Origin of the sequence: Amycolatopsis sp. CB00013 (assembly GCF_001905755.1) — a bacterium.
Lineage (GTDB): Bacteria > Actinomycetota > Actinomycetes > Mycobacteriales > Pseudonocardiaceae > Amycolatopsis > Amycolatopsis japonica.
This window is the reverse complement of sequence record NZ_LIWC01000002.1, coordinates 1,092,258-1,113,154: the sequence shown is the minus strand read 5'-3', so window position 1 is coordinate 1,113,154 and position 20,897 is coordinate 1,092,258. Positions and strand designations below refer to the sequence as shown.

The window sequence follows — 20,897 nt, the reverse complement described above, 5'->3', positions numbered from 1 at the left end:
ACTCAGAGATCGAGGGTGACCGGCTCGCGTTCGACGCAGACCCGGACGCGGTCGCCGGTCACCGTCGGCAGTTCGCACGTCCCGCAAAACCCCTGGCGGCACGAATAAGCGATACCGGGCACGGTCTCGCGCAGGACGTCGAGCGTCGACCGGTCGGCGGGCACGTCCAGGGTCACGCCGCTGCGCGCGAGTTCGACGCGGAACGGCTTGCCGCCTACGATCGGCGGCGTCGAGAACCGTTCGAAGAACACGGGTCCCGAGCCGCGCAGCGCGGCGTCCGTCCGGACGCTCACGATCATCGGAACCGGGCCGCAGCAGTAGATCGGGGCACTCTTCGGTGTCCCTTCGAGCAATTCCTCGCCCGACGCGGGGATCCCGTGGTCCGTGTCCGGCCGGATCCAAACGCGGTCGCCGAATTCGGACAATTCCTCCAAGAACGGCATCGAAGCCTCGTCGCGACCGGTGTAGACCAGTCGCCAATCCGCTCCCGAAGCGGCCGCCTGCCGCACCATCGGCAGGATCGGCGTGATCCCGATACCGCCCGCGATGAACAGATACGCCGGGCTCTCGACGAACGGGAAGGCGTTGCGCGGGCCGCGCCCGGTGATCCGCGCGCCCTTCTTCAGCGCGTGCATCGCCGTCGATCCCTCGCCGAGCAAGCGGACTCCGACGCGGTAGGCCGAGCGGTCGTCCGGATCGCCGCACAGGGAGTACTGCCGGACCAGGCCCGGCCGCGGCGAGAGATCGATGTGCGCGCCAGGACGCCACCGGGGCAGCGGCTCGCCGCGTTCGTGCACCAGCCGCAGGACGGCGACGCCGTCCGCCTGGGCGCGGAGGTCGTCGACGACCAGCGGGAGGTCACGGTCGACGGCGACCACAGGCGGACGGCGACGGCCGCTCACCCCGCTGAGCCTGCGGTAGAGCGCGACGACACCGGTCAGCGACGCCATCGCGCGGTCGGTGCGCCCGCTGCCGTCGAGCCGCAGCGGCCTGGTCATCGGGGTTCGTCGGCGGCCAGCGCGGCCGGAGAGCTCGCGAGGTACGCGACGGCCTGATCCGTGTTGCCGGTTTCGGTGGGGTGATAGGACTTCCGGAAGTACGGCCGGATCTCGCGCCGCAACTGCCTGCCCGACGGCAGCAGCCCGAGCTTCGCGACGCGCAGATAGGTCCGGAAACTCGTCTTGCCCGGCCGGGTCGGGTCGTTCTTCATGAGGAACCTGGTGCCCCGCAAGAAGACCCACGCGAGCACCGGCGTCACCACGAGCATGCTGCGCACGCGGCGCGCGTACCGGCCGTCGAGGTGCATGAACAGATCGAACGCGACCGAGCGGTGCTCGACCTCTTCGGCGCCGTGCCAGCGCAGGAGATCCAGCATCGTCGGATCGGCGCCGGCCTTGTCGAGCGCTTCGGCGTCGAGGATCCACTGGCCGAGGAACGCCGTGTAGTGCTCGATCGCGGCGATGACGGCGAGCCGTTCGATCAACCATTCTTCGCGCCGTTTGGCGGAAAGCTCACGGTCGCCGAGCAGACGGCGGAACATCCACTCCATCTGCGCGATGTACGGCCGCACGTGGACGCCCGCGGCTTCGAGGTGTTCGGCCGCGCCGTCGTGCGCCTCGGCGTGCATGGCCTCCTGGCCGATGAAGCCGAGGACGTCCTCCTTGAGCCGCTCGTCGCGGATCAGCGGCACGGCCTGCTTGAACACCTCGACGAACCAGCGTTCGCCCTCCGGCAGCGCCAGGTGCAGCACGTTGATCGTGTGCGTCGCCTGCGGTTCGCCGGGGATCCAGTGCATCGGCAGCGACGCCCAGTCGAACTCGACGTCGCGGGCGTGCAGGACGATCTGCTCGTGGTCGGTCACGACGACCTCCCGCTGAGTTCGTAGTCGCTCGCGTCGACCTTGCGGGTGTCGAGCCAGTAGCGCCAGGTGAAGCCCGGCCAGATCGTGCGGTTGACGCCCTTCGCGTCGAGATACCAGCTCTTGCAGCCGCCCTGGGTCCACACGCCCTTGACGAGTTTGTCCTGGATCTCGCGCTGGAACTTCTCCTGCACGCCGGGGCGGACGTCGAGCGCGGCGGCGCCCCGCGAGTCGGCGAGTTTGATCGCGTCGACGACGTACCGCGCCTGCGACTCGATCATGAAGACCACGGAGTTGTGGCCCAGCGCGGTGTTCGGGCCGAGGAGGAAGAACAGGTTGGGGAAACCGGCGACGCTGATGCCCTTGTGCGTGTGCATCCCCTCGGTCGCCCATTCCTTGGCGAGGTCGCGGCCGTCGATCCCGGTGATGTCGAGGTATTCCAAGGCATCCGTGACCTTGAAGCCGGTGCCGTAGATGATCGCGTCGACCTCGTGCTCGACACCGTTCCCGTCGACGACGCTGTGCGCCTTGACCTCGCGCACGCCTTCGGTGTTGACGTCCACATTGGACCGATTGATCGCCGGGTAGTAGTCGTTGGAGATCAGCACCCGCTTGCAGCCCATGGTGTAGTCCGGGGTGACCTTCTTGCGCAGCTTCGGATCCTTGATGGCCTTGCCGATGTGGCGCTTCGCGATCACCTCGCCGGCCTTCATGATCGCGGGGTGACCGTTGAAGCCGACGGCGCGCACTTCGAGGAACCAGTACAGCGCGTTGCGGTAAAGCCGTTGCACACCGGGGATCCGGCGGAACGCGGTCTTGGCCCAGCCCGGCATGGCGTGGTCGGGTTTCGGCATGATCCACGGCGGCGTCCGCTGGAACAGCGTCAGCTCGTCGACCTCGGGGGCGATCTTCGGGACGAACTGGATCGCGCTCGCGCCGGTGCCGACCACGGCGACCTTCTTGCCGCGCAGGTCGTACTCGTGGTTCCACTGCGCCGAATGCCAGGTCTGGCCCTTGAACTTCTCGATCCCGGGCAGCGTGGGCACCTGCGGGATGTGCAGGCCGCCGACGCCGGAGACCAGGAACTGGGCCTCGAACTCACCCGACTTGGTGTGCACGTGCCAGCGACGCTTGGTGTCGTCCCAGGTGGCGCCGGTGAGCTCGACCCCGAAGCGGATCTTGCGCCGCAGCCGGTACTTGTCGGTGACGTCCTTCAGGTACTGGAAGATCTCCGGGGCGGGCGAGAACGACCGCGACCAGTCCGGGTTCTGCTCGTACGAGAACGAGTACATGTGGGACTGCACGTCGCAGGCGCAGCCGGGGTACGAGTTGTCGCGCCACGTACCGCCGACTTCGTCCGCCTTCTCCAGGATCACGTAGTCGGAGATCCCGGCCTTTTCGAGCTGGATGGCCTGGCCGAGCCCGGAGAATCCGGTGCCCACGATCACGACCTTGAATCGCTCGGTCATCTGCGCCCTCCACGTCGAGGCTTTCTTGCGCAGATGACGTTACCTGAAGTAACAGTTACTTGCTAGTACTACCTACCCGTCAGTACGTGCCGCCGAGTTTCGTGTGGTCCCAGCTGACGATCTTGGTGGGCCGGAAAATCAGCCCGATCCGCTTCGGGGCCTGCTTGCCGATGAATCCGGACAGCTCGTCGGGCACCGGGTCCCCGGGCTTCGCGCCCGCGTACCGCTGCATGAGGCTGATACCCATCTGGGTGACCACGGCCGTATCGGTGATGACCTCGACGTCGGCTTCGAGGGAGACCCCGCGCAGCTTCTCGTAGCTCTCGCCGTCCTCGATGAGCACGGTGGCGCGGGGGTCTCGCTCCAGGTTCTTCGCCTTCTGGGACGTGCCGTAGGTCCAGGTCGCGACGCCGGACTCGTGCGGGTAGTACCAGAGCGGCGCCAGATGCGGGCGGCCGTTGGGGCCGATCGTCGCGACGTTGATGACCTTCTGCTCGTCGAGGTAAGCGGCGAGTTCGTCAGGTGACATGCGGATCTGGTCGCGACGGGACATACGTCAGCCCTTTCGTGTGGCGGCCCGGCCTGCCTGGCCGGTCACTGAAGATTCGTACGCCCCGCGCTCCTTGATGTCCATGAGCGCGGCGGCGTCGGCCTTCTTGATCCGGCCCTTCGCGCCGATCTCGATGATCGGCGGCAGGAACGCGCGGATCAGCTTCAGGCCGCCGACCCAGCGGGGCACGTGCACGGTGCGGGCGCGTTTGTTGACCCCGGCCTGCAGGTGGTCGAGCGCGACGGACAGCGGGTAGGTCTTGCCGAGCAGGCCGGGCATGCCGGCGCGGAGCTTGCCGAAGACCGGGTGCTGGTCGGCGCTCTCGACGAGGTCGGTGCGGATCCAGGTGGGGTGCGCGACGCCGACCTTCACGCCAAGGTGGGCGACTTCGGCGCGGAAGCTGTTGCAGAACGCCTCGACGCCCGCCTTCGCGGCGGCGTAGTTCGCCATGCCGGGCGCGTGGGTGATCGCGGCCAGCGAGGAGATCGCGAGCAGGTAGCCCTTGCGGTCGATGACATGCGGAAGGGTGACGCGGAAGGTGCGCCAAACGCCCAGGAGGTCGACCTCGATGACCTTTTCGAAGGCGGCGGGATCCACCGACCGGACGAAACCGGAGGTCGCGATGCCGGCGTTCGCGATGACGATGTCGATCCCGCCGAAGTGCTCGACGACGCCCGCGGTGGCGCGTTCGAGGTCGTCCCAGCTGGTGACGTCGGCTTCCCACGCGTGCGCGCTGGGGCCGATCTTGTCGGCGACCGCCTGCTGTTCCTTGGCTTCGATGCCGACCAAGGCGACCTTCGCGCCCTGCGCGGCCAGGCGCTCGGCGAGCCCCGCGCCGATGCCCCTCGCGGCGCCGGTGATCAGGACGACCTTGCCGTTCACGCTGTTCTTGGCCACGTTGCCTCCTCGTCCGAGCCCTAAGGCTTTCGGACGGTACCTCAACCTACCCGGAGTAAGCTACCCGCAAGTAAGTCCGCGCTTCGTCCTCTGGATGCGGTAGTTCGTGGTGCCGACTACCGCATCCAGAGGACGAAACGCGAGGGTCGTCAGCTTCCGGAGGCGGCGGTGAGGGCGTCGACCTCCTCGGTGGTCAGCGTGAGGTCGGCCGCGGGCAGGAGGTCGTTCAGCTGCTCGACCGAGCGGGCGCTCGCGATGGGCGCGGTGACGGTCGGCTGCGCGAACAGCCACGCGAGCGAAACGGCCGCGACCGGGACGCCGCGGGAGGCCGCGACCTCGTCGAGCGCCGCGAGCACCCGCTCGCCCCGTTCGTCCAAATAGGACGAAGCGCGAGCGGCGCGCGGGCTGTCCCCGAGGTCGTCCTTCGAGCGGTACTTCCCGGCGAGGAAACCCTTGGCCAGCGAGAAATACGGTAGGACGGTCAGGCCTTCGCGCTCGACCGTCGGCGCCAGATCCTGCTCGTAGTCCCGCTCGACGAGGTTGTAGTGGGGCTGCAGCGCGACGTACTTCGCCAGCCCTTCGCGGTCCGAAATGGACAGTGCTTCGCTCAGTCGTTCGGCCGAGTAGTTCGACGCCGCGACGTAGCGCACCTTGCCCGCGCGCACGAGCGCGTCGAAGGCGCGCACCGTCTCCTCGACGGGCGTGTCCGGGTCGTCGATGTGCGCGTAGTAGAGGTCGATGTGATCGGTACGGAGGCGTCGCAGCGAGCCTTCGGCCGCCGCCGCGATGTTCGCCGCCGACAGCCCCTTGCGCTGCTCCCACATACCGGTCTTGGTCGCGATGACGACGTCGTCACGGCGGCCGCGCTTGGCCAGCCAGTCGCCGATGATCGTCTCGGAACCGCCTTGGGAGTACAGGTCGGCGGTGTCGATGAAGTTGCCGCCCGCCGCCGTGTAGGCGTCGAGGACGGCGAAGGACTGCTCCTCGTCCGCGGTCCAGCCGAAGACGTTGCCGCCGAGGTTGATCCCACGGACGTCGAGGTCGGTGTTCCCGAGTTTCGCCATGGTTCGAACATAAGGGAAGACATCGCCCGCCCGCGGTGTTGGCTCGGAACATGGGAATCGAACTCGGCAGGATCGGCATCTGGCAGCACGAATCCGTCTTCACCCCGGAGATCGCCCGTGAGCTGGAGGAACTCGGCTACGGCGCGATCTGGCTGGGCGGCTCACCGGACGGCGACCTCGTGAAGGCGGAGGAGCTGCTCGACGCCACGAAGACGATCAAGGTGGCCACCGGCATCGTCAACATCTGGAAGGACGACGCGGTCACGGTCGCCGAGTCGTACAAGCGCATCGAGGCGAAGCACCCGGGCCGGTTCCTGCTCGGGATCGGGGCCGGGCACCGCGAGCACACCGCCGAGTTCAAGAAGCCGTACACGGCGCTGGTCGAGTACCTCGACGCGCTCGACGACGCCGGGGTGCCGGTCGAAGGCCGCGTTCTCGCCGCTCTCGGCCCGAAGGTGATCAAACTCGCAGGAGACCGCACGGCGGGAGCCCACCCGTACCTGATGACGCCCGAGCACACCCGCCAGGCGCGGGAGATCCTCGGCGAAGGACCGCTGCTCGCGCCCGAGCAAAAGGTCGTCCTCGAGGCCGACCCGGGGAAGGCCCGTGAGATCGGGCGGCCGGGTGTCCAGTTCTACTTGAGCCTCGTCAACTACACGAACTCCCTGCGGAAACTCGGTTTCACCGACGAAGACCTGGCAGGCGAGGGCAGCGACAAACTGGTCGACGCGCTGGCCGTCCACGGCGACGCCGAGACGGTCGCCCGCGGCGTCACCGCGCATATCGAAGCCGGGGCGGACCACGTCAACATCCAGGTACTGAACCAAGACCCCCTGCCGGTCTACCGGGCGCTCGCCGCGGTCCTCCTCTGACGCGACGGCTGTAGGCACCTCCCGGCCGACCTCGTACGATGCGGCCGAGAGGTGCACCAGCCTGCTTCGAGGAGGAGTAAACGATGCCCATCGCCACCCCCGAGGTCTACGCGGAGATGCTCGACCGGGCGAAGGCGAACGAATTCGCCTACCCGGCCATCAACGTGACCTCGTCGGAGACCCTGAACGCCGCCATCCGCGGGTTCGCCGAGGCGGAGAGCGACGGGATCATCCAGTTCTCCACCGGCGGCGCGGAGTTCGCGTCCGGCCAGAAGGTCAAGGACATGGTGACCGGTTCGGTCGCGCTCGCCGAGTTCGCCCAGGTCGTCGCCGCCAAGTACGACGTGAACGTCGCGCTGCACACCGACCACTGCCCGAAGGACAAGCTCGACGGCTTCGTCCGCCCGCTGATCGAGATCTCGGCGGAGCGGGTCAAGAACGGCCAGAACCCGCTGTTCCAGAGCCACATGTGGGACGGCTCCGCGATCGACCTCGACGAGAACCTCGAGATCGCGCAGGAGCTGCTCGCCAAGGCCGCGGCCGCGAACATCATCCTCGAGGTCGAGATCGGCGTCGTCGGCGGCGAGGAAGACGGCGTCGAAGCCGAGATCAACGAGAAGCTGTACACCGCCGAGGGCGACTTCCTGAAGACGATCGACGCGCTCGGCTCCGGCGAGAACGGCCGCTACCTGCTGGCCGCGACCTTCGGCAACGTGCACGGCGTCTACAAGCCCGGCAACGTGAAGCTGCGCCCGGACGTGCTCAAGGGCGGCCAGGAGGCGGCGTCGAAGAAGCTCGGCCTCCCGGCGGGTTCGAAGCCGTTCGAGCTGGTCTTCCACGGCGGTTCCGGCTCGCTGCCGGAGGAGATCCGCGAGGCGGTGTCCTACGGCGTCGTGAAGATGAACGTCGACACCGACACGCAGTACGCCTTCACCCGGCCCATCGCGGACCACTTCTTCAAGAACTACGACGGCGTCCTGAAGATCGACGGCGAGGTCGGCAACAAGAAGGTCTACGACCCGCGTAGCTACCTGAAGGCCGCCGAGGCCGGCATGGCCGCGCGCATCGTCGAGGCCGCCCAGTCGCTGGGCTCCGCCGGCAAGAAGCTCTGACCCTCCCGCATTTCGTCCTCTGAATGCGGAAGTACATGAAGGCCCCCTTCCTTGCGCTAGACGCAAGGAAGGGGGCCTTCATGTACTCGGAGCGTGGCTGAGGCCAGCGGTTTCATGATCAGCAAAATGTCGGTCACTTGCGCTGTGGAATGGTGGTTCACCTGGTCGTGAAATGTCGGTCGAGGGTACTGTGAGATGTACACGACCTCCGGCATTTCGAGGAGCTATGGCCGAATCGGACCTGGTACGGGCCAGTTGCGCCGTCGCCGAGGAGTACCTGGCGAGCTTTCGTATCGTGATCCTCAACGGCCCGCGTCAGGCCGGTAAGACGACCATGCTCAGGCATCTGCACCGGCGTCACGGTGGTACCTCCTTCAACCTCGACGACGAGCAGCTTCTGCAAGCGGCCATCGAGGACCCCGTCGGATTCGCCGGTACCGGCCCGGAGCCCAGGCTCATCGATGAGGTGCAACGGGCAGGGGACCCGCTGATCAGAGCGATCAAGGCGGAGGTCGACGCGGAGAGCGGGCCAGGACGCTACGTCCTGGCCGGGTCCACCAGGTTCCTGGCGACTCCCAGCCTTTCGGAGTCCCTGGCGGGACGGGGCGTCGTCGTCGATGTGTGGCCGTTTTCGCAGGGGGAGTTCGAGGGACGGTTCGAGCGGTTCATCGATGTCGCTTTCGACGAACCCGGCCGTTTGCTCGGCCTCGGTCCCGCGAACGTCGATCGCGCGGACTACTTCGCGCGGATCTGTCGCGGAGGTTTTCCCGAACCCGCGCTTCTCGGCGGCGCGCGTGCGCGTAAGGCCTGGTTCCGTGCCTACGTGCAGGCCATCGCGGAGCGCGACATCCGGGAGATGTCCAGGGTCAATGAACCCAGCGCGATGACGGCCTTGCTGGCCTACCTGGCCTCCATCACAGCGCAAGAGCACAACAGCGTGAACACGTCGACCAGGACAGGCCTTCACCGCACCACGGTGAACAAGTACGTCGAGTTGCTCGAAGCGGTGTTCCTGGTCCACCGGCTCCCGGCGTGGTCGCGAAATCTGACGTCCCGGGCGGTGAAACACGCCAAACTGCACCTCACCGACACGGGCCTCGCCGCTTCTTTGCTGGGCGTGTCACCGGAATCCCTGGCGAAGCCCGTGGCGCCGACCCGTGGCCCCCTTGTCGAGACCTTCATCGTCAATGAACTTGCCAAGCAAGCGACGTGGAGCGAAGCCGAGGTTCGGCTCCACCACTGGCGAGTGAGCGGTGGCGCGGAGGTCGACGTGGTCATGGAACGGGACGACGGGCAGGTTGTCGGCGTCGAAGCGAAGGCGCGAGACACCGTGACCGCGGCGGATTTCCGCGGCCTCGCCCAGTTGAGAGACCTTCTCGGTGATCAGTTCACGCAAGGAATCGTCTTGCACACGGGGAGCCAGGGCGCCATCAGCTTCGGTGATCGGCTGATGGCGCTCCCGCTCGATTCCTTGTGGCGGGCCGGGCACGATCCGGCTACGTGAGACTCAGGCGGCGCGTGCGCGACGCTTCTCCAGCACCGAGTTCATCGCCCGCGTCCCCGGTCCGGCGGCGGCCCACAGCACGCCGACCCCGACCAGGCAGACCGCGGCCGTCCAGTAGGCCACCGGCGGCGCCGACTCCGTGTGCGCGTCGCCGAGGATCCACGGCCGGAACTGCGACTGCACCCACAGCATCCCGTAGCCGAAAGCGGTCACCAGCAGCGCGCCCGCGCCCGCCGTCAGCATCGGATGCCCCCGCCCGATGCGGAACGCCAGGTCGACGGCGAGGCCGACGGCCAGCAGATAGAACGGCACGACCGAGACCGGGAAACCCATCCCGAGCAGCAGCGGCCACATCACCAGCCGGTACGCGAGGTACGCGGCGGCGACCGTCGTGCCCGCCCAGCGGAAGCCGGTCGTGTGCCGCGCCAGCGCGAAGATCAGCGCCATCACGCCGATGCCCCACAGGGGGTACACCCAGTCGTCGATCGGCATCGTGAAGTACTCGACGGCCACCCGGTCGACCGGATGCCCGATCTGGTTGGCGGCGAAGTTCAGCAACTCGGGTTCGGCCTCGGGCGTGCCGCGTTCCCAGGCGCGCAGGCCGAGGATGCCGTACTCCTGCTGACCGTTCGGGAAGAACGTGTTCTCGAGGAAGAAGGCCCACAGTCCGATCAGGACACCGGTGCGCAGGCGGCCGGGCTTGGCGTACTTGAGCCAGCCCATGATCACGCCGGCCTGCATGATGCCCGTTCCGATGTAGAGCATCATGTGCGACGGGCTCCACGCGGTCAGGTCGAGACCGTTGACGCGGTGGTTGATGACGTCCAGCGGCGCCGCGATGAGGAACACCACGAGCCCGATCTGCATCAGCCGCAGCGAACGCCGGTCGGCACCCATGCCGGTGTAACTGTGGATCGCCACCAGCACCATGATGATCACCGTGCCGACGGTGTTGATCAGATGCGGCGGGGCGAGGTCGTCGCGCAGCCACATGAAATGCCACGACATGTCCCAGGACGAGCCCACCAGTTTGAAGGCGAACGCGGCCAGCCACATCGAGTAGCAGAAGTTCAGCACCCAGTCCGGCGTCGCCTGTCCCGGCGCGCCGCGGTGCCAATGGAGCTTGAAGAACAGCCTCGTCTTCGCGATCGGGCTGCGGGGGATGACACCCGGCGAAAGGTCCCCGGTCACTTCTGTCGCCTTTGTCATGCGGGTCATCTTCCCTGCTCCAGATCACGGGATGGGCATTTGGGGTCGAAAATCGGGGTTCACCCGTAGGGGTGGTGGATTTGCGACCGGCGTGCGAAACAGGGCAAGGTGTGCCGCCATGATGCCGAAACGACTCGTCGCGGCGGTCCTCGTCGCCGCTCTGGTGCTGGCCGGTGGGGGCATTCTCGGGAGCCTGTTCTTCTAGTCACAGCGCTGCTGATCGCGCGCTGACGAAAGCTCGCCGAAGGGGCGCCGTTCTCCGGCGATGGTCGCGTGCTCCGAGATGCGCCCCTTCATCGAACTTTCGTGGCCTTCGGCCGACAAAGGGCGCGCGATGTGAAGTCTCCGTCGGGCGCGGGGCGCCCTTGGGGAGACGGGTCGGCACAATGGCCCGTATGACGAACCTCCTCGGCCCCCAGCCGACGCATCTCCCCGAGCACACCGCCGCGCAGGCGGCGCTGGACGCCGGGACCGATCCGGCCGCCGTCGCCGCCGAGCACCCCGACTACAGCGAGGCGTGGGCCGCCCTCGCCGAGAAGGCGCTCGACGCGGGCGAGACCGTCGCCGCGTACGCCTACGCCCGCACCGGTTACCACCGCGGCCTCGACCAGCTCCGCCGCGCGGGCTGGAAGGGACACGGGCCGGTGCCGTGGTCGCACCGTCCGAACCAGGGTTTCCTGCGTTCGCTCGCCGTCCTCGGCAAGGCCGCCGGCAAGATCGGCGAGACCGAGGAGTACGACCGCTGCAGGACCTTCCTGAGCGACTCGGACCCCGCCGCCGCGGAAGCCACCGGCCTCAAGTGACGTCGTGAGTGGCGATTCGGGTTCTAACCCGAATCGCCACTCACGACCACCTGGACCGATCGGCCACGCCGCGCCTGTGTGCCCAGTCCGTGAAGGCCTCCTTGAGGGACCCAGAGTCCCTCAAGGAGGCCTTCACGGACTTTCGGCCAGGCAGCGCTAGAACAGGCCGCAGTTCCCGAAGGCCGGCAGCCCCGCGAAGCGTCCCTCAAGCCAAGCGAAGGCCTCCGGGAACGCCCGGATCGCCCCGCCGACGTGCGTCGGAACCAGCGAAGTCGAGAACTGCACCTTCGCACCCTTCGCGCACCACGAGCGCGCCATGGTCCTCCCCTGCGCGTAGGGGACGATGTCGTCGAGAGCACTGTGGACGACCAGAGTCGGGGCGCCCGGCTTACGCGCACCGATGAGCTGCTCCCCGACTCGCGTCTTGTAGGGCTCTTCGCCGAGGTAAGCCGTCAGCGGCCTGCCATCTTTCGTCAGGTCCTTCGACTGCGTGAACGCGTGCGCGAAGATCGCGTCCACAGTGCACTCCTGCTTGACCTTCTCGAACGCTTCGGCGCCCTTCGCGTTCAGCAGGGACGGGATGTTCAGCTCCGGGTACGCCGCGTCCATGCTGACCATCGTGAAGCCGAGGAACCCGAACGCGTAGTGCCCGTCGATGTTCTTGCCGACTTCGGCCAGGTCGGCCGGGACGGCGCCCGCGTACGAGCCCTTCAGCTTGAGTTCGGGCGCGTACGACGGCTGCAGTTCGGCGGCCGACGCCGACGCCCCGCCGCCCTGCGAGTAGCCCGCGGTCGCGACCGGGCCGTTGTCCGGCAGATTCGCTTCGGGCAGGCGCTGCGCCGCGCGGATCGAGTCGAGGACGGCGTTGCCCTCGGCGACGCGGTTGACGTACGTGTGGACGCCGGGAGTGCCGAGGCCTTCGTAGTCGGTGACGACGACGCCGTAGCCGCGAAGCAGCAGCCCGGCGATGAAGGGGCCTTCGTACTCCATGCCCGCCGAGAGGGCTTTCGACGGCGCGCACTGGTCGCCGACGCCCTGCGTCCCGGCCGCGTAGCCGATGACCGGCCGCTCGCCCGCGCCGGTCCACGCCTTCTTCGGGGTGAGGACGGTGCCGGTCACGGCGTTGGCCCGGCCGTGGGTGTCGGTGCTGCGGTACATGATGCGCTGGACGTCCGCGTCGGCCTTGATGAGTTTCACGGGATCGACGTAGAAGGTGGACGGCTCGTGCCGGATGATGTCGCCGGGAGCACCCGCGGGCAGCGGCGACGGGGGATCGTAGAAGGACGGGGCGGCGCCGGCCTGCTGTGCCCCGAAGGTCAGCAGGGCCGCGATGGTGGCCGCTGAGACGGCGGCGGACACACCGCGCCGGGATCCTGGACGCATGCTTGCTCCTCGTTGAGCACAAACATTTTCGACAGACGTGTCGAAAAAGAGAGTCAGTGAGGTGGCGCACAATGTCAAGTCCGGCGCCGCGAGGGAGACCCCGCAAACTCCCGATCGGCGAGCAACGCGCGCGGGTGCTGGGTTCGGCCGCCGGCGTCTTCGCGGTGCACGGCGCGCAGGCCGCGACGATCGAGCAGATCGCCCGGCGCGCGGGGGTGTCCCGCCAGGCCGTCTACGAGCAGTTCGGCGATCGCACGACGTTGTTCGCCCAGGTCGTGGCGGACATCGAGGAACGCGCCTTCGAGGCGATCGGCGCGCCCGCCCTCGACCTCTCGCAGCCCGAGCTCCGGTCCTGGGCCCGCGCCAACTACGCCAACATGTTCGCCTTCGTCGCGGCGAATCCCGACGCGTTCCCCGTGCTGCGTGAAGCGGAGCGCATGGGCGACCCGGCCCTCACCCGGCTTCGGGAACGGCTCGCGACCGTCTACACCGAGGCGAGCCGTCAGCGCTGGGCACGCCACGGCGTCGACTCCGGCCGCGCGGACAAGGCGCTGGTCACGCTGTTCTTCGCGATGACCGAGGCGCTCGTCCAGGCGAGCTGGGACGGTGAGCCGCCCGACGCGGACGCGCTCATCGACCTGCTCACCGAATTCACCGTCGGCGGCGTCGTCCGTCTCCGGACCGCGGCCGCCGACGTGATGGAAAGACTGCGTTAGGCCGCGACGGCCTCCATGGCTTCTTCGGTGACCGACGCCAGATCCGGTGACGAGACGACGCGGTTACGGCCGTTGCGTTTGGCCGCGTAGACGGAGGCATCGGCCGAGGCCATGACCTCGTCGATCGTCCGGCCGTCGAGCGGGAACGTCGCGACGCCGACCGACGCCGTCCGCTGCTCGATGACCACGGCGTTGCCCTCGTTGTCCTGGGTCTTGATGACCATTTCGCTGATCCGCTGCCGGATCCGCTCGGCGACCGCGACGGACTCCTGCTTCGAAGACGAGGTCAGGAGTACGACGAACTCCTCACCGCCGAAGCGGCCGGCGAGGTCCTGCGTCCGCGTTTCGGCCTTGACCAGCGCCGCGACACCCTTGAGGACATCGTCGCCCGCCAGGTGGCCGTACGTGTCGTTGATGCTCTTGAAGTGGTCGAGGTCGATCATCAGCGCGCCGAACTGGCCGTTCTCACGCTCGGCGCGGGAGACCTCGCGGACGGCGCCCTGCTGCCAGGTCGTGGCGTTGAGCAGCTGGGTCTTCTGGTCGGTGGTGGCGAGCTCCTCCAGCTGCTTGATCAGCACCGAACGCTGCAGCAGGTACAGCGGCAGGAAGACGAGCAGCACGAGTACCGGCTGATGCGGCAGGACGGCGAGCACGAGCGCGCCGATGCAGACCGTCGAGGCTTCGAGGATGTTGTCGTCCCAGGAACCGAGGAGCGTCTGGACGGTCGCCTTCTTGGGCGCCGCGAAGTACAGGCCGGTGCCGGTGAAGACGGCGTTCATCAGGAAGAAGGCGAGGCTCGCGGCGCAGATCGACGTCACCGACGCCGTGTCGGCGCCGACGATCTGCACGGCCGCCCAGGCGGCGAACGCGGTCAGCGTCATCGATGTGGCGTTCGCCACAGTTCGATGGGGGTTGACCGTGCGGAGGCCCGCCCAGCTGCGGTATCCGAGGTGAAGATAGATCACGGTTACGAGAAGCGCGGTCAACTGCGGCGGAAGCAGGATCGCGCCCGGCAGGACCCAGACCGAGGTCATGTTGATATGCGGGGTGACGCTCATGCTGCGCCGCTGGCGCTCGATCCGGCGGGTCGCCTCGGTGTGCGCGATGGCGAGCCCCGCGAGCAGGGAACACAGCAGGACCTGCGAAGACGTGATGGCGATGGATGCGGCGAAGACCCCCGTCAGTGCCAGCATCGTCGCGACGGACAGCCCGGTGTAGGCGATCCAGTGTTTAGGCCTCTTCCACAGCTCCCACGTCGCTACCGTGAGAGCCGAACGATGTCCAGCGCGTTCCTCCGATGTGATCATCTTTCCCCCTGACTCTTGCGTCATTCTCCGAAACCCCCTACTTACGGACAGCTTCTACCGACTTGCGGGCTGTCGACAAGCTCCCTAGGTGTGTACTTTTCTCTGAGAGGTCGAGGGAAAGGTGCCAGCGATGGCCGGTAGGGATCAGTGAACTGGGGCGCGCGCCAGACGTCCGCGCGATCGGGCCGGCGCGTGGAACAGCTCAATGTTCTGCGCGTGCGGCGTCTTTTTCCTGCCACCGTTCCGGGTCGCGGCTGAGGGTCCGGAACCAGCTCAACGCGAGCGGGACGGTCAGAATCAATCCCGCAAGGCCGAAGACGCCGACGGTCGACTGAGGGCCGACCTGGTCCGCCAGGATGCCGCCGATCAGGGGGCTCACCCCCATCGTCGTGGTCAATCCGGTGTTCGACAGCCCCATCACCTGTGCCCGGCTCTCGTCCGGCACGGCCAGCGTCAGCGACGCGGTCGCCTGCATCAGCGCCACCGTGCCGAAGCCGCCGCAGAGCACGAACAGCACGATCGACGACAGCGGTCCCGGCTGCAGGAAGCACAGCAGCAGCGGGAGCGCGGTCAACGCCGAAAGCGGCCCGATCAGTTTCGGTCTGACGTGTGCCGGCACCCACCGTGAGTAGATGAACGCCCCGATCACGCTGCCGATCGGGTCGGCGGCCAGCAACAGGCCGATGACCTCGGGGCCGCCGCCCGACGAGGCGACGTAGGGCGCCGCGATGCCCTCGTACACCGGCAGCAGGCCCATCAGCCAGGTGAACAGCAGCAACGAGCGCAACCCGGCGCTGGCGAAGACGATCTTGCCGCCCGAGCCGATCGACGCGAAGAACGACTTGCGCTTCTCCCCGGACGCCGCGGCCGGCCGCGATTTCAGCCCGAACCGGACGAACAGCGCCGAGATCACGAAGGTGACCGCGTCCAATGCGAGGGCGATATGGGGTTCGAGCGCGGTCAGCAGGAGCCCGCCGCCGGCGAAGCCCGCCAGCTGTGCCGATTGGACGGTCATGCTGCGGATCGCCATGCCGACGACGAACCGGTCGCCTTCGAGGATCTGCGGCAGCAGGGCCAGCTGGGCCGCCTTGAACGGCGGGTTCAGCAGCGAGACGCCGCCGACGAGGACGCACAGGACCCAGAACGGCAGTACCGGCACCGCGACCAGCGCGATCAGCAAGGCCCGTAAGAGGTCGACGACCACCATGACGGTCCGCCGGGGGAACCGGTCCGCGAAGCCGGTGAGGAAGATGCCGCCGAGCAGCGAAGGGGCGTAAGTCAGCGCGTAGGTGAGACCGGTCAGGGTCGCGGAGCGGGTTTCGGTGAAGACGAGGACGGACAGGGCGACCCTGGCGAGTTGATCACCGAAGATCGAAAACAGTTCGGCGAACCAGAGCGAACGGAACTCGGCTACACCGAACACCTCTCGGTAAGTGACCCGTCCGGCCGAAGCCATGTTGCCCCCAATAGGGTCCTTATTACGCGAGAAACTCGTGACCGAGAGTAACGCGGTCACGAGCTCGTCACGAAGCGTCATTCGTTCACGTAAGTGTCTCCTGACTGTTGGTGATTGGCTAGGTTCTTTCGCCGGGTTTCTGGAGTTGGAGATCTTTTTCGTGGACGAACGGCCGTTCGCGAAGATGTCCCGGTGACCGGTATCGCGGTCCAGGCCAGCGCTTTTGGGTTGATTCGGGCTTTTCGCCGGGAAAACGCGGGCAGGACGGCGTCACCCGGGGCGGGGATGCCGCGTCGCGACGGCGGTCCGCGCGTGGCTCCGAGGCGCCTGTGGGCGAACGGGTTTCGACTCCGCTCCGCGACGACCGGGGCAATCGACGGCAGCCGGCGTCGTGCGCCGAATGGATGATGCCGACCGCCATCCGGTCGAGTGAACGGCTCAGCCGTCGACGGCGAGTACCTCGCGCGCCGAAGCCGCCTTCGCCGCGTCGCGTTTGGCGACCTCTTCGCGCACGATCGGGATGACATGACGGCCGAAATCGATCGTGTCGCCGAGCATGTCGTAGCCGCGGGCGGAGAGGATGTCGACGCCGAGGTCGTAGTAGTCGAGCAGGGCCTGCGCGACGGTTTCGGGCGTGCCGACCAGGGCGTTGGAGTTGCCCGCGCCGCCGGTCGCGGCTGCCGTCGGGGTCCACAGCGCCCGGTCGAACCGCTCGCCCTCGGCGGCGACCGCGAGGAGCCGCTGCGAGCCGGTGTTCTCCGGGTTCGTGAGCGAATGTCGCCGAGTCAGCTGCTGACCGCCGCTCGTCCGGGCCTTGATCGCATCGACCGTCCGATGCGCCTTCTCCCAGGCGAGCTCCTCGGTCGGCGCGATGATCGGGCGAAAGGCGACCTGGATGCGCGGGACGTCGGTCCGCCCGGCTGCCCTCGCCGCGGCCTTGACGGACTCGATCTGCTCGGCCGTTTGCGCGAGGGGCTCGCCCCAGAGACAGAAGATGTCCGCTTCGGCCCCGCCCGCCGCGTACGCCGCAGGAGACGAGCCACCGAACGAGACGCCAGGGCGTGGCTGCTGCACAGGCCGGACGTCGAGAACGAAGTCGGCGAAGCGGTAGTGCTCCCCTTCGTGGTCGAAGGGCTCTTCGGACGTCCAAGCCCGCTTCACGATCTGGATGTACTCGCGCGTGCGTGAATAGCGCTCGTCCTTCGTGAGGTAGTCGCCTTCGCGCTGCTGCTCGTGATCGCTGCCGCCGGTGATGAAGTGGACCGTGAGCTTCCCGTCCGAAAGCTGGTCCAGCGTGGCGAAGGTCTTCGCCGCGAAGGTCGGGTACGAGACGTTCGGCCGGTGCGCCAGCAGGATCTGGAGCTTGTCGAGCTTCGCCGCGACGTACGCGGCCGCCTGCGCCGGGTCCGGCCCGCTGGAGCCGTACGCGAACAGCACCCGGTCCCAGCCGAATTCCTCGTGTGCCCGCGCGAGCCGCAGTGTGTAGTCCTTGTCGAAGACGCCACCCGATCGCGGATGTGTCTCCGAACCGTCGTTGGTGCCTCCGATACCCAGGAATTCGACCGGCATCGTCCGTCCCTCTCGTCCGTGTCCCCCTGTTCGACGAGTACGCGCCGGTTCCTCGCCGTGGCAACGGGTTCCGCTCCTTGAGAACCCGCACACGGCGCGGAATCCCGGCGTAGCTTCGGCTTCGTGACCACCGCGGACCTTCCCTACGTGCTCGCGGTGGTCGGCGCCGGTCCACGCGGGGTGGGCGTGCTCGAACGGCTCGGTGCCAACGCCGCCGAGCTCCTCGGCGGGCGGCGGCTGGTGGTGCATCTCGTAGATCCGTTTCCCGCCGGGGCCGGGCGGGTCTGGCGTTACGAGCAGTCGCCGTTGCTGCGGATGAACTCCATGCCCGAGGACGTCACCGTGTTCACCGACGACACCGTGGAGATCGACGGGCCGATCCGCCCCGGGCCTTCGCTGATCGAGTGGGCCCGGCTGGTCCGCGAGGGCGCGCTCGACGCGGAAGTCGACGAAAGCCTGCGCGCCGAACTCGAGGCGCTGCAAAGCGATCATTTCCCGACTCGACGGTTGCAGAGCGCGTACCTCGCCTGGTTCCACCGCGAGGTCCGCGCCGGGCTCCCGCCCGAAATCGAGGTCGTCGAGCACCGGACCCGTGCGGTGCGGCTGGAAGACGGCGATCCGCAGTCGCTTTGGTTGGAGGACCGGGCGGAACCCCTCGCCGTGGACGCGGTCCTGTTCACCGTCGGGCATCTCGACGCCGAACCGGACGAGCGCGAAACCGCACTAGCCGACTTCGCCGCCCGGCACGACCTCGCCTACTACCCGGCCGGCTACACCGCCGATGTCGACTACTCGGCGATCGGGCCGGGGGAAACGGTGCTGGTGCGCGGATTCGGCCTCGCGTTCGTCGATCTGATGCTGCTGCTGACCGAAGGCCGCGGCGGCCGGTTCGAAGAGCAGGCGTGCGGCGGGCTGAAATACCACCCCAGCGGCGCCGAGCCCGTAGTGCACGTCGGTTCGCGCCGCGGCGTGCCGTACCACTCGAAGATCGGCTACCGGCTGCGCGGGAAACCCTTGCAGTTGCCCAAATTCTTCGATTCCTACGCGATCGGGAAGCTCTGCGCGGTACCCGGCCGGATCGACTTCCGCCGCGACGTCTGGCCACTGATCTCGAAGGAGATCGCGTGGGCCTACTACAGCGAACTGTTCACTGCCCACCCCGATCGGGTGCGGATGGATTTCGCGGTCTTCGCCGACGCTTTCGCGGACGCCGCGCCCGGCGAGCTCGACGCGCTGGTGGCACGGGCGGTTCCGGCGCCGGACGATCGGCTCGATCTCGGCAGGCTCGACCGGCCGATGGCGGGGGCCGAGTTCGGCACCGCCGAGGAGTACGGCAAGGAACTGCGCGAGTACATCGAAGCGGACTTGAGCCGCCGGGCGGACCCCGAGTACAGCGCGGATCTGGGCGCGTTCATGGCGCTGCTTTCCGTGATGGGGCAGCTTCCGGCGCTGGTGCAGACCGGACGGCTCGACGCGGCGTCACAACTGTCCGATTTGGACGGTTGGTTCCTCGGTTTCTTCTCGTACTTCGCCAGCGGGCCGCCGCCGCGACGGCTCGAAGAACTGCTCGCGCTCCAGGAAGCGGGTCTCGTTTCCTTCTTGGGTGCCGAAATGCGGGTGTCGGCCGACGAGGAGCGCAAGGCCTTCGTAGCTTCGGGTGCGAGCTTCCCCGGTGAGACCGAGGCGCGAACCCTTGTCGAGGCGCGGCTTCCCGAGCCGAGCGTCTCCAGGGCGTCCGATGTCCTTTTGCGACAGTTGCGCGACAGCGGTGCGCTCGGCGAGGAAGCCGTCCTCGACCCGGTCACCGGCGACAGGCTGCTCGCCGGCCGTATCCACACCCGCGTCTCCGACGGCCGGATGCTCGACGGCGATGGCCGCCCGCATCCACGCCGGTTCGCGCTCGGGCCGCATACGTCGGCGCGGTCGGCCGGGGCGTTCACCCGGCCGAGGACCAACGCGCTCCCGTTCCTGCAGAACGACGTCGTCGCGCGGGAGATCTTGCGGTTGGTCACTTAACGAGCGGCGAACTCCTCCAGCCGCCGGACGACCTCCGACGGCGCGGGCATGGCGGCGATCTCGTGACGGGCCCTCGCCGCCACCTCGCGCACGCGGGCGTCGTCGAGGAGGGTCTTGGCCCTCTCCTCGACGGCGTCCGCGGTCACCTCGTCGCCGATCAGCGCCCGTCCGGCGTTGGCCGTTTCCAGCATTTCCGCGTTGACGAACTGGTCCGCGCCCTGCGGCAGCACCAGTTGCGGCAGGCCGGCCGAAAGCGCGCCGAGCACGGTCCCGGTTCCACCGTGGTGCACCACCAGATCCGCGCGCGGAAGGACTTCGGACTGCGGCACGAAGCCGGTCACGTGGACGTTCGGCGGCAGGTCGCCGAACTCGCCGGGGTCACCGGGACCACGGGCGACCAGGACGTCCACCGGCAGCCGCGCGAGGCCGTCGATCGCCGAACGCAGCACGCCGGTGGCGCCGAAGGCGACGGTGCCCAGCGTCAGGTAGACGAGCGGCCGGTCACGTCCGTCGAGCCACGACGGCACCGTGCCCGGTTCATTCCACGGCACCGGCCGGAGCCGGAAGACCGTCGGCAGCGAGCTCGCCACCGGGTCGCGGACGACATCCGGCCACACGTCGATCCCGGCGTCGCCCAGCATGAGGTCGGCAGGCGGGTTGCCGTCCCACAACGGCGCGAACCGGTGCGCGGCGGCGGCCATCAGCTCGGCGGGCATCGACCGCCCGATCACGTGGGACACCACCGGGATCCCGGCCCGGCGGGCGGCGGCCGCCGCGCCGACGTCGCTCATCTCGTAGACGACCAGATCCGGCCGGAGCGTGGGGAGCAGCGGGGTCAGGTCGGCGATCGTCGCCTGCGGCAGGATGTCGGCGAAGGCGGTGAAGATGGCCTCGAGCGCGTCCCCTTCGGCCTGGTCGACGGCGTCCTGGATCGAGATCCCGACCTTGTGCGCGTCGAAACCGAGTCCGCGGACCTTGTCCACGAACGCTTCGCCGGTCCCGAAGACCACTTCGTGTCCGGCGTCGCGGGCGGCGATCGCCAAGGGCATCAACGGGTACAGGTGACCGTAGGCCGGGCGGCACGTGAAGAGGATGCGCACTCCTCGAAGGTA

At 68.1% G+C, this 20,897-nt stretch carries 18 protein-coding genes; 6 read left to right on the top strand and 12 right to left on the bottom strand.

Translation table 11 applies throughout. The features are described 5' to 3' along the window. Window positions 1–2: 2 nt before the first annotated feature. The 6 genes from AMK34_RS15375 to AMK34_RS15350 all read right to left on the bottom strand — a co-directional run bounded on the left by AMK34_RS15375 (window position 3) and on the right by AMK34_RS15350 (window position 5,838). Window positions 3–998: a PDR/VanB family oxidoreductase gene (locus AMK34_RS15375; RefSeq protein ID WP_073845809.1), complete on the bottom strand. Its 996-nt coding sequence runs from the start codon at window positions 996–998 to the stop codon at window positions 3–5. Further along, complete coding sequence (locus tag AMK34_RS15370) at window positions 995–1,861, bottom strand: metal-dependent hydrolase (RefSeq protein WP_073845808.1); 867 nt, start codon at window positions 1,859–1,861, stop codon at window positions 995–997. Before AMK34_RS15370 ends, AMK34_RS15375 begins: the two co-directional genes overlap by 4 nt. Beyond that, window positions 1,858–3,327 carry a flavin-containing monooxygenase gene (locus tag AMK34_RS15365; protein ID WP_073845807.1) on the bottom strand — a complete coding sequence of 490 codons (1,470 nt, stop codon included), beginning with the start codon at window positions 3,325–3,327 and terminating at the stop codon, window positions 1,858–1,860. The genes AMK34_RS15370 and AMK34_RS15365 overlap by 4 nt, the downstream gene beginning before the upstream one ends. Window positions 3,328–3,406: 79 nt before the next feature. Beyond that, window positions 3,407–3,880: a pyridoxamine 5'-phosphate oxidase family protein gene (locus AMK34_RS15360; RefSeq protein ID WP_073845806.1), complete on the bottom strand. Its 474-nt coding sequence runs from the start codon at window positions 3,878–3,880 to the stop codon at window positions 3,407–3,409. A gap of 3 nt (window positions 3,881–3,883) precedes the next feature. Beyond that, on the bottom strand, window positions 3,884–4,774 hold the full coding sequence (locus AMK34_RS15355; RefSeq protein WP_037334573.1) for an SDR family oxidoreductase: 891 nt from the start codon (window positions 4,772–4,774) through the stop codon (window positions 3,884–3,886). A 149-nt stretch (window positions 4,775–4,923) separates the two neighbouring features. Then, window positions 4,924–5,838, bottom strand: coding sequence for an aldo/keto reductase (locus AMK34_RS15350; RefSeq protein ID WP_073845805.1), 915 nt, complete (start codon window positions 5,836–5,838; stop codon window positions 4,924–4,926). Window positions 5,839–5,888: 50 nt separating this feature from the next. Here AMK34_RS15350 and AMK34_RS15345 point away from each other — a divergent pair, with 50 nt between their 5' ends. From AMK34_RS15345 to AMK34_RS15335, 3 genes are all read left to right on the top strand, one after another. Further along, window positions 5,889–6,710, top strand: coding sequence for an LLM class F420-dependent oxidoreductase (locus AMK34_RS15345; RefSeq protein ID WP_073845804.1), 822 nt, complete (start codon window positions 5,889–5,891; stop codon window positions 6,708–6,710). An 83-nt stretch (window positions 6,711–6,793) separates the two neighbouring features. Next, window positions 6,794–7,822 (top strand): class II fructose-bisphosphate aldolase, encoded by a 1,029-nt coding sequence (fbaA, locus tag AMK34_RS15340; RefSeq protein ID WP_038521530.1) that lies wholly within the window; start codon window positions 6,794–6,796, stop codon window positions 7,820–7,822. A 226-nt stretch (window positions 7,823–8,048) separates the two neighbouring features. Continuing rightward, a complete protein-coding gene (locus AMK34_RS15335; protein ID WP_073845803.1) occupies window positions 8,049–9,326 on the top strand; it encodes an ATP-binding protein in 1,278 nt (425 codons plus the stop codon). A 3-nt stretch (window positions 9,327–9,329) separates the two neighbouring features. Here AMK34_RS15335 and AMK34_RS15330 read toward each other — a convergent pair whose 3' ends face one another. Further along, on the bottom strand, window positions 9,330–10,535 hold the full coding sequence (locus AMK34_RS15330) for a hypothetical protein (RefSeq protein WP_037334584.1): 1,206 nt from the start codon (window positions 10,533–10,535) through the stop codon (window positions 9,330–9,332). A 395-nt stretch (window positions 10,536–10,930) separates the two neighbouring features. On the opposite strand from AMK34_RS15330, the gene AMK34_RS15325 reads away from it, so the two are divergent. Beyond that, complete coding sequence (locus AMK34_RS15325; protein WP_038521526.1) at window positions 10,931–11,338, top strand: DUF3151 domain-containing protein; 408 nt, start codon at window positions 10,931–10,933, stop codon at window positions 11,336–11,338. Window positions 11,339–11,494: 156 nt separating this feature from the next. On the opposite strand, the gene AMK34_RS15320 is transcribed toward AMK34_RS15325, so the two are convergent. After that, window positions 11,495–12,721, bottom strand: coding sequence for a lipase family protein (locus AMK34_RS15320; RefSeq protein ID WP_037334588.1), 1,227 nt, complete (start codon window positions 12,719–12,721; stop codon window positions 11,495–11,497). A 134-nt stretch (window positions 12,722–12,855) separates the two neighbouring features. Between AMK34_RS15320 and AMK34_RS15315 the strand changes: the two genes are divergently transcribed. After that, window positions 12,856–13,437 (top strand): TetR/AcrR family transcriptional regulator, encoded by a 582-nt coding sequence (locus AMK34_RS15315; protein WP_081975716.1) that lies wholly within the window; start codon window positions 12,856–12,858, stop codon window positions 13,435–13,437. On the opposite strand, the gene AMK34_RS15310 is transcribed toward AMK34_RS15315, so the two are convergent. The 3 genes from AMK34_RS15310 to AMK34_RS15300 form a co-directional block, all read right to left on the bottom strand. Continuing rightward, window positions 13,434–14,744 carry a GGDEF domain-containing protein gene (locus tag AMK34_RS15310; RefSeq protein WP_037334592.1) on the bottom strand — a complete coding sequence of 437 codons (1,311 nt, stop codon included), beginning with the start codon at window positions 14,742–14,744 and terminating at the stop codon, window positions 13,434–13,436. The genes AMK34_RS15315 and AMK34_RS15310 overlap by 4 nt on opposite strands. A gap of 202 nt (window positions 14,745–14,946) precedes the next feature. Continuing rightward, complete coding sequence (locus AMK34_RS15305; protein WP_037334593.1) at window positions 14,947–16,200, bottom strand: MFS transporter; 1,254 nt, start codon at window positions 16,198–16,200, stop codon at window positions 14,947–14,949. Between the two features lie 438 nt (window positions 16,201–16,638). After that, window positions 16,639–17,769: an LLM class flavin-dependent oxidoreductase gene (locus AMK34_RS15300; RefSeq protein ID WP_073845802.1), complete on the bottom strand. Its 1,131-nt coding sequence runs from the start codon at window positions 17,767–17,769 to the stop codon at window positions 16,639–16,641. 123 nt (window positions 17,770–17,892) lie between these two features. Between AMK34_RS15300 and AMK34_RS15295 the strand changes: the two genes are divergently transcribed. Then, window positions 17,893–19,785 carry an FAD/NAD(P)-binding protein gene (locus AMK34_RS15295; protein ID WP_073845801.1) on the top strand — a complete coding sequence of 631 codons (1,893 nt, stop codon included), beginning with the start codon at window positions 17,893–17,895 and terminating at the stop codon, window positions 19,783–19,785. On the opposite strand, the gene AMK34_RS15290 is transcribed toward AMK34_RS15295, so the two are convergent. Then, window positions 19,782–20,885, bottom strand: a complete 1,104-nt coding sequence (locus AMK34_RS15290) for a glycosyltransferase (protein ID WP_073845800.1) — start codon at window positions 20,883–20,885, stop codon at window positions 19,782–19,784. The two genes, AMK34_RS15295 and AMK34_RS15290, sit on opposite strands and share 4 nt — an antisense overlap. Window positions 20,886–20,897: the final 12 nt, after the last annotated feature.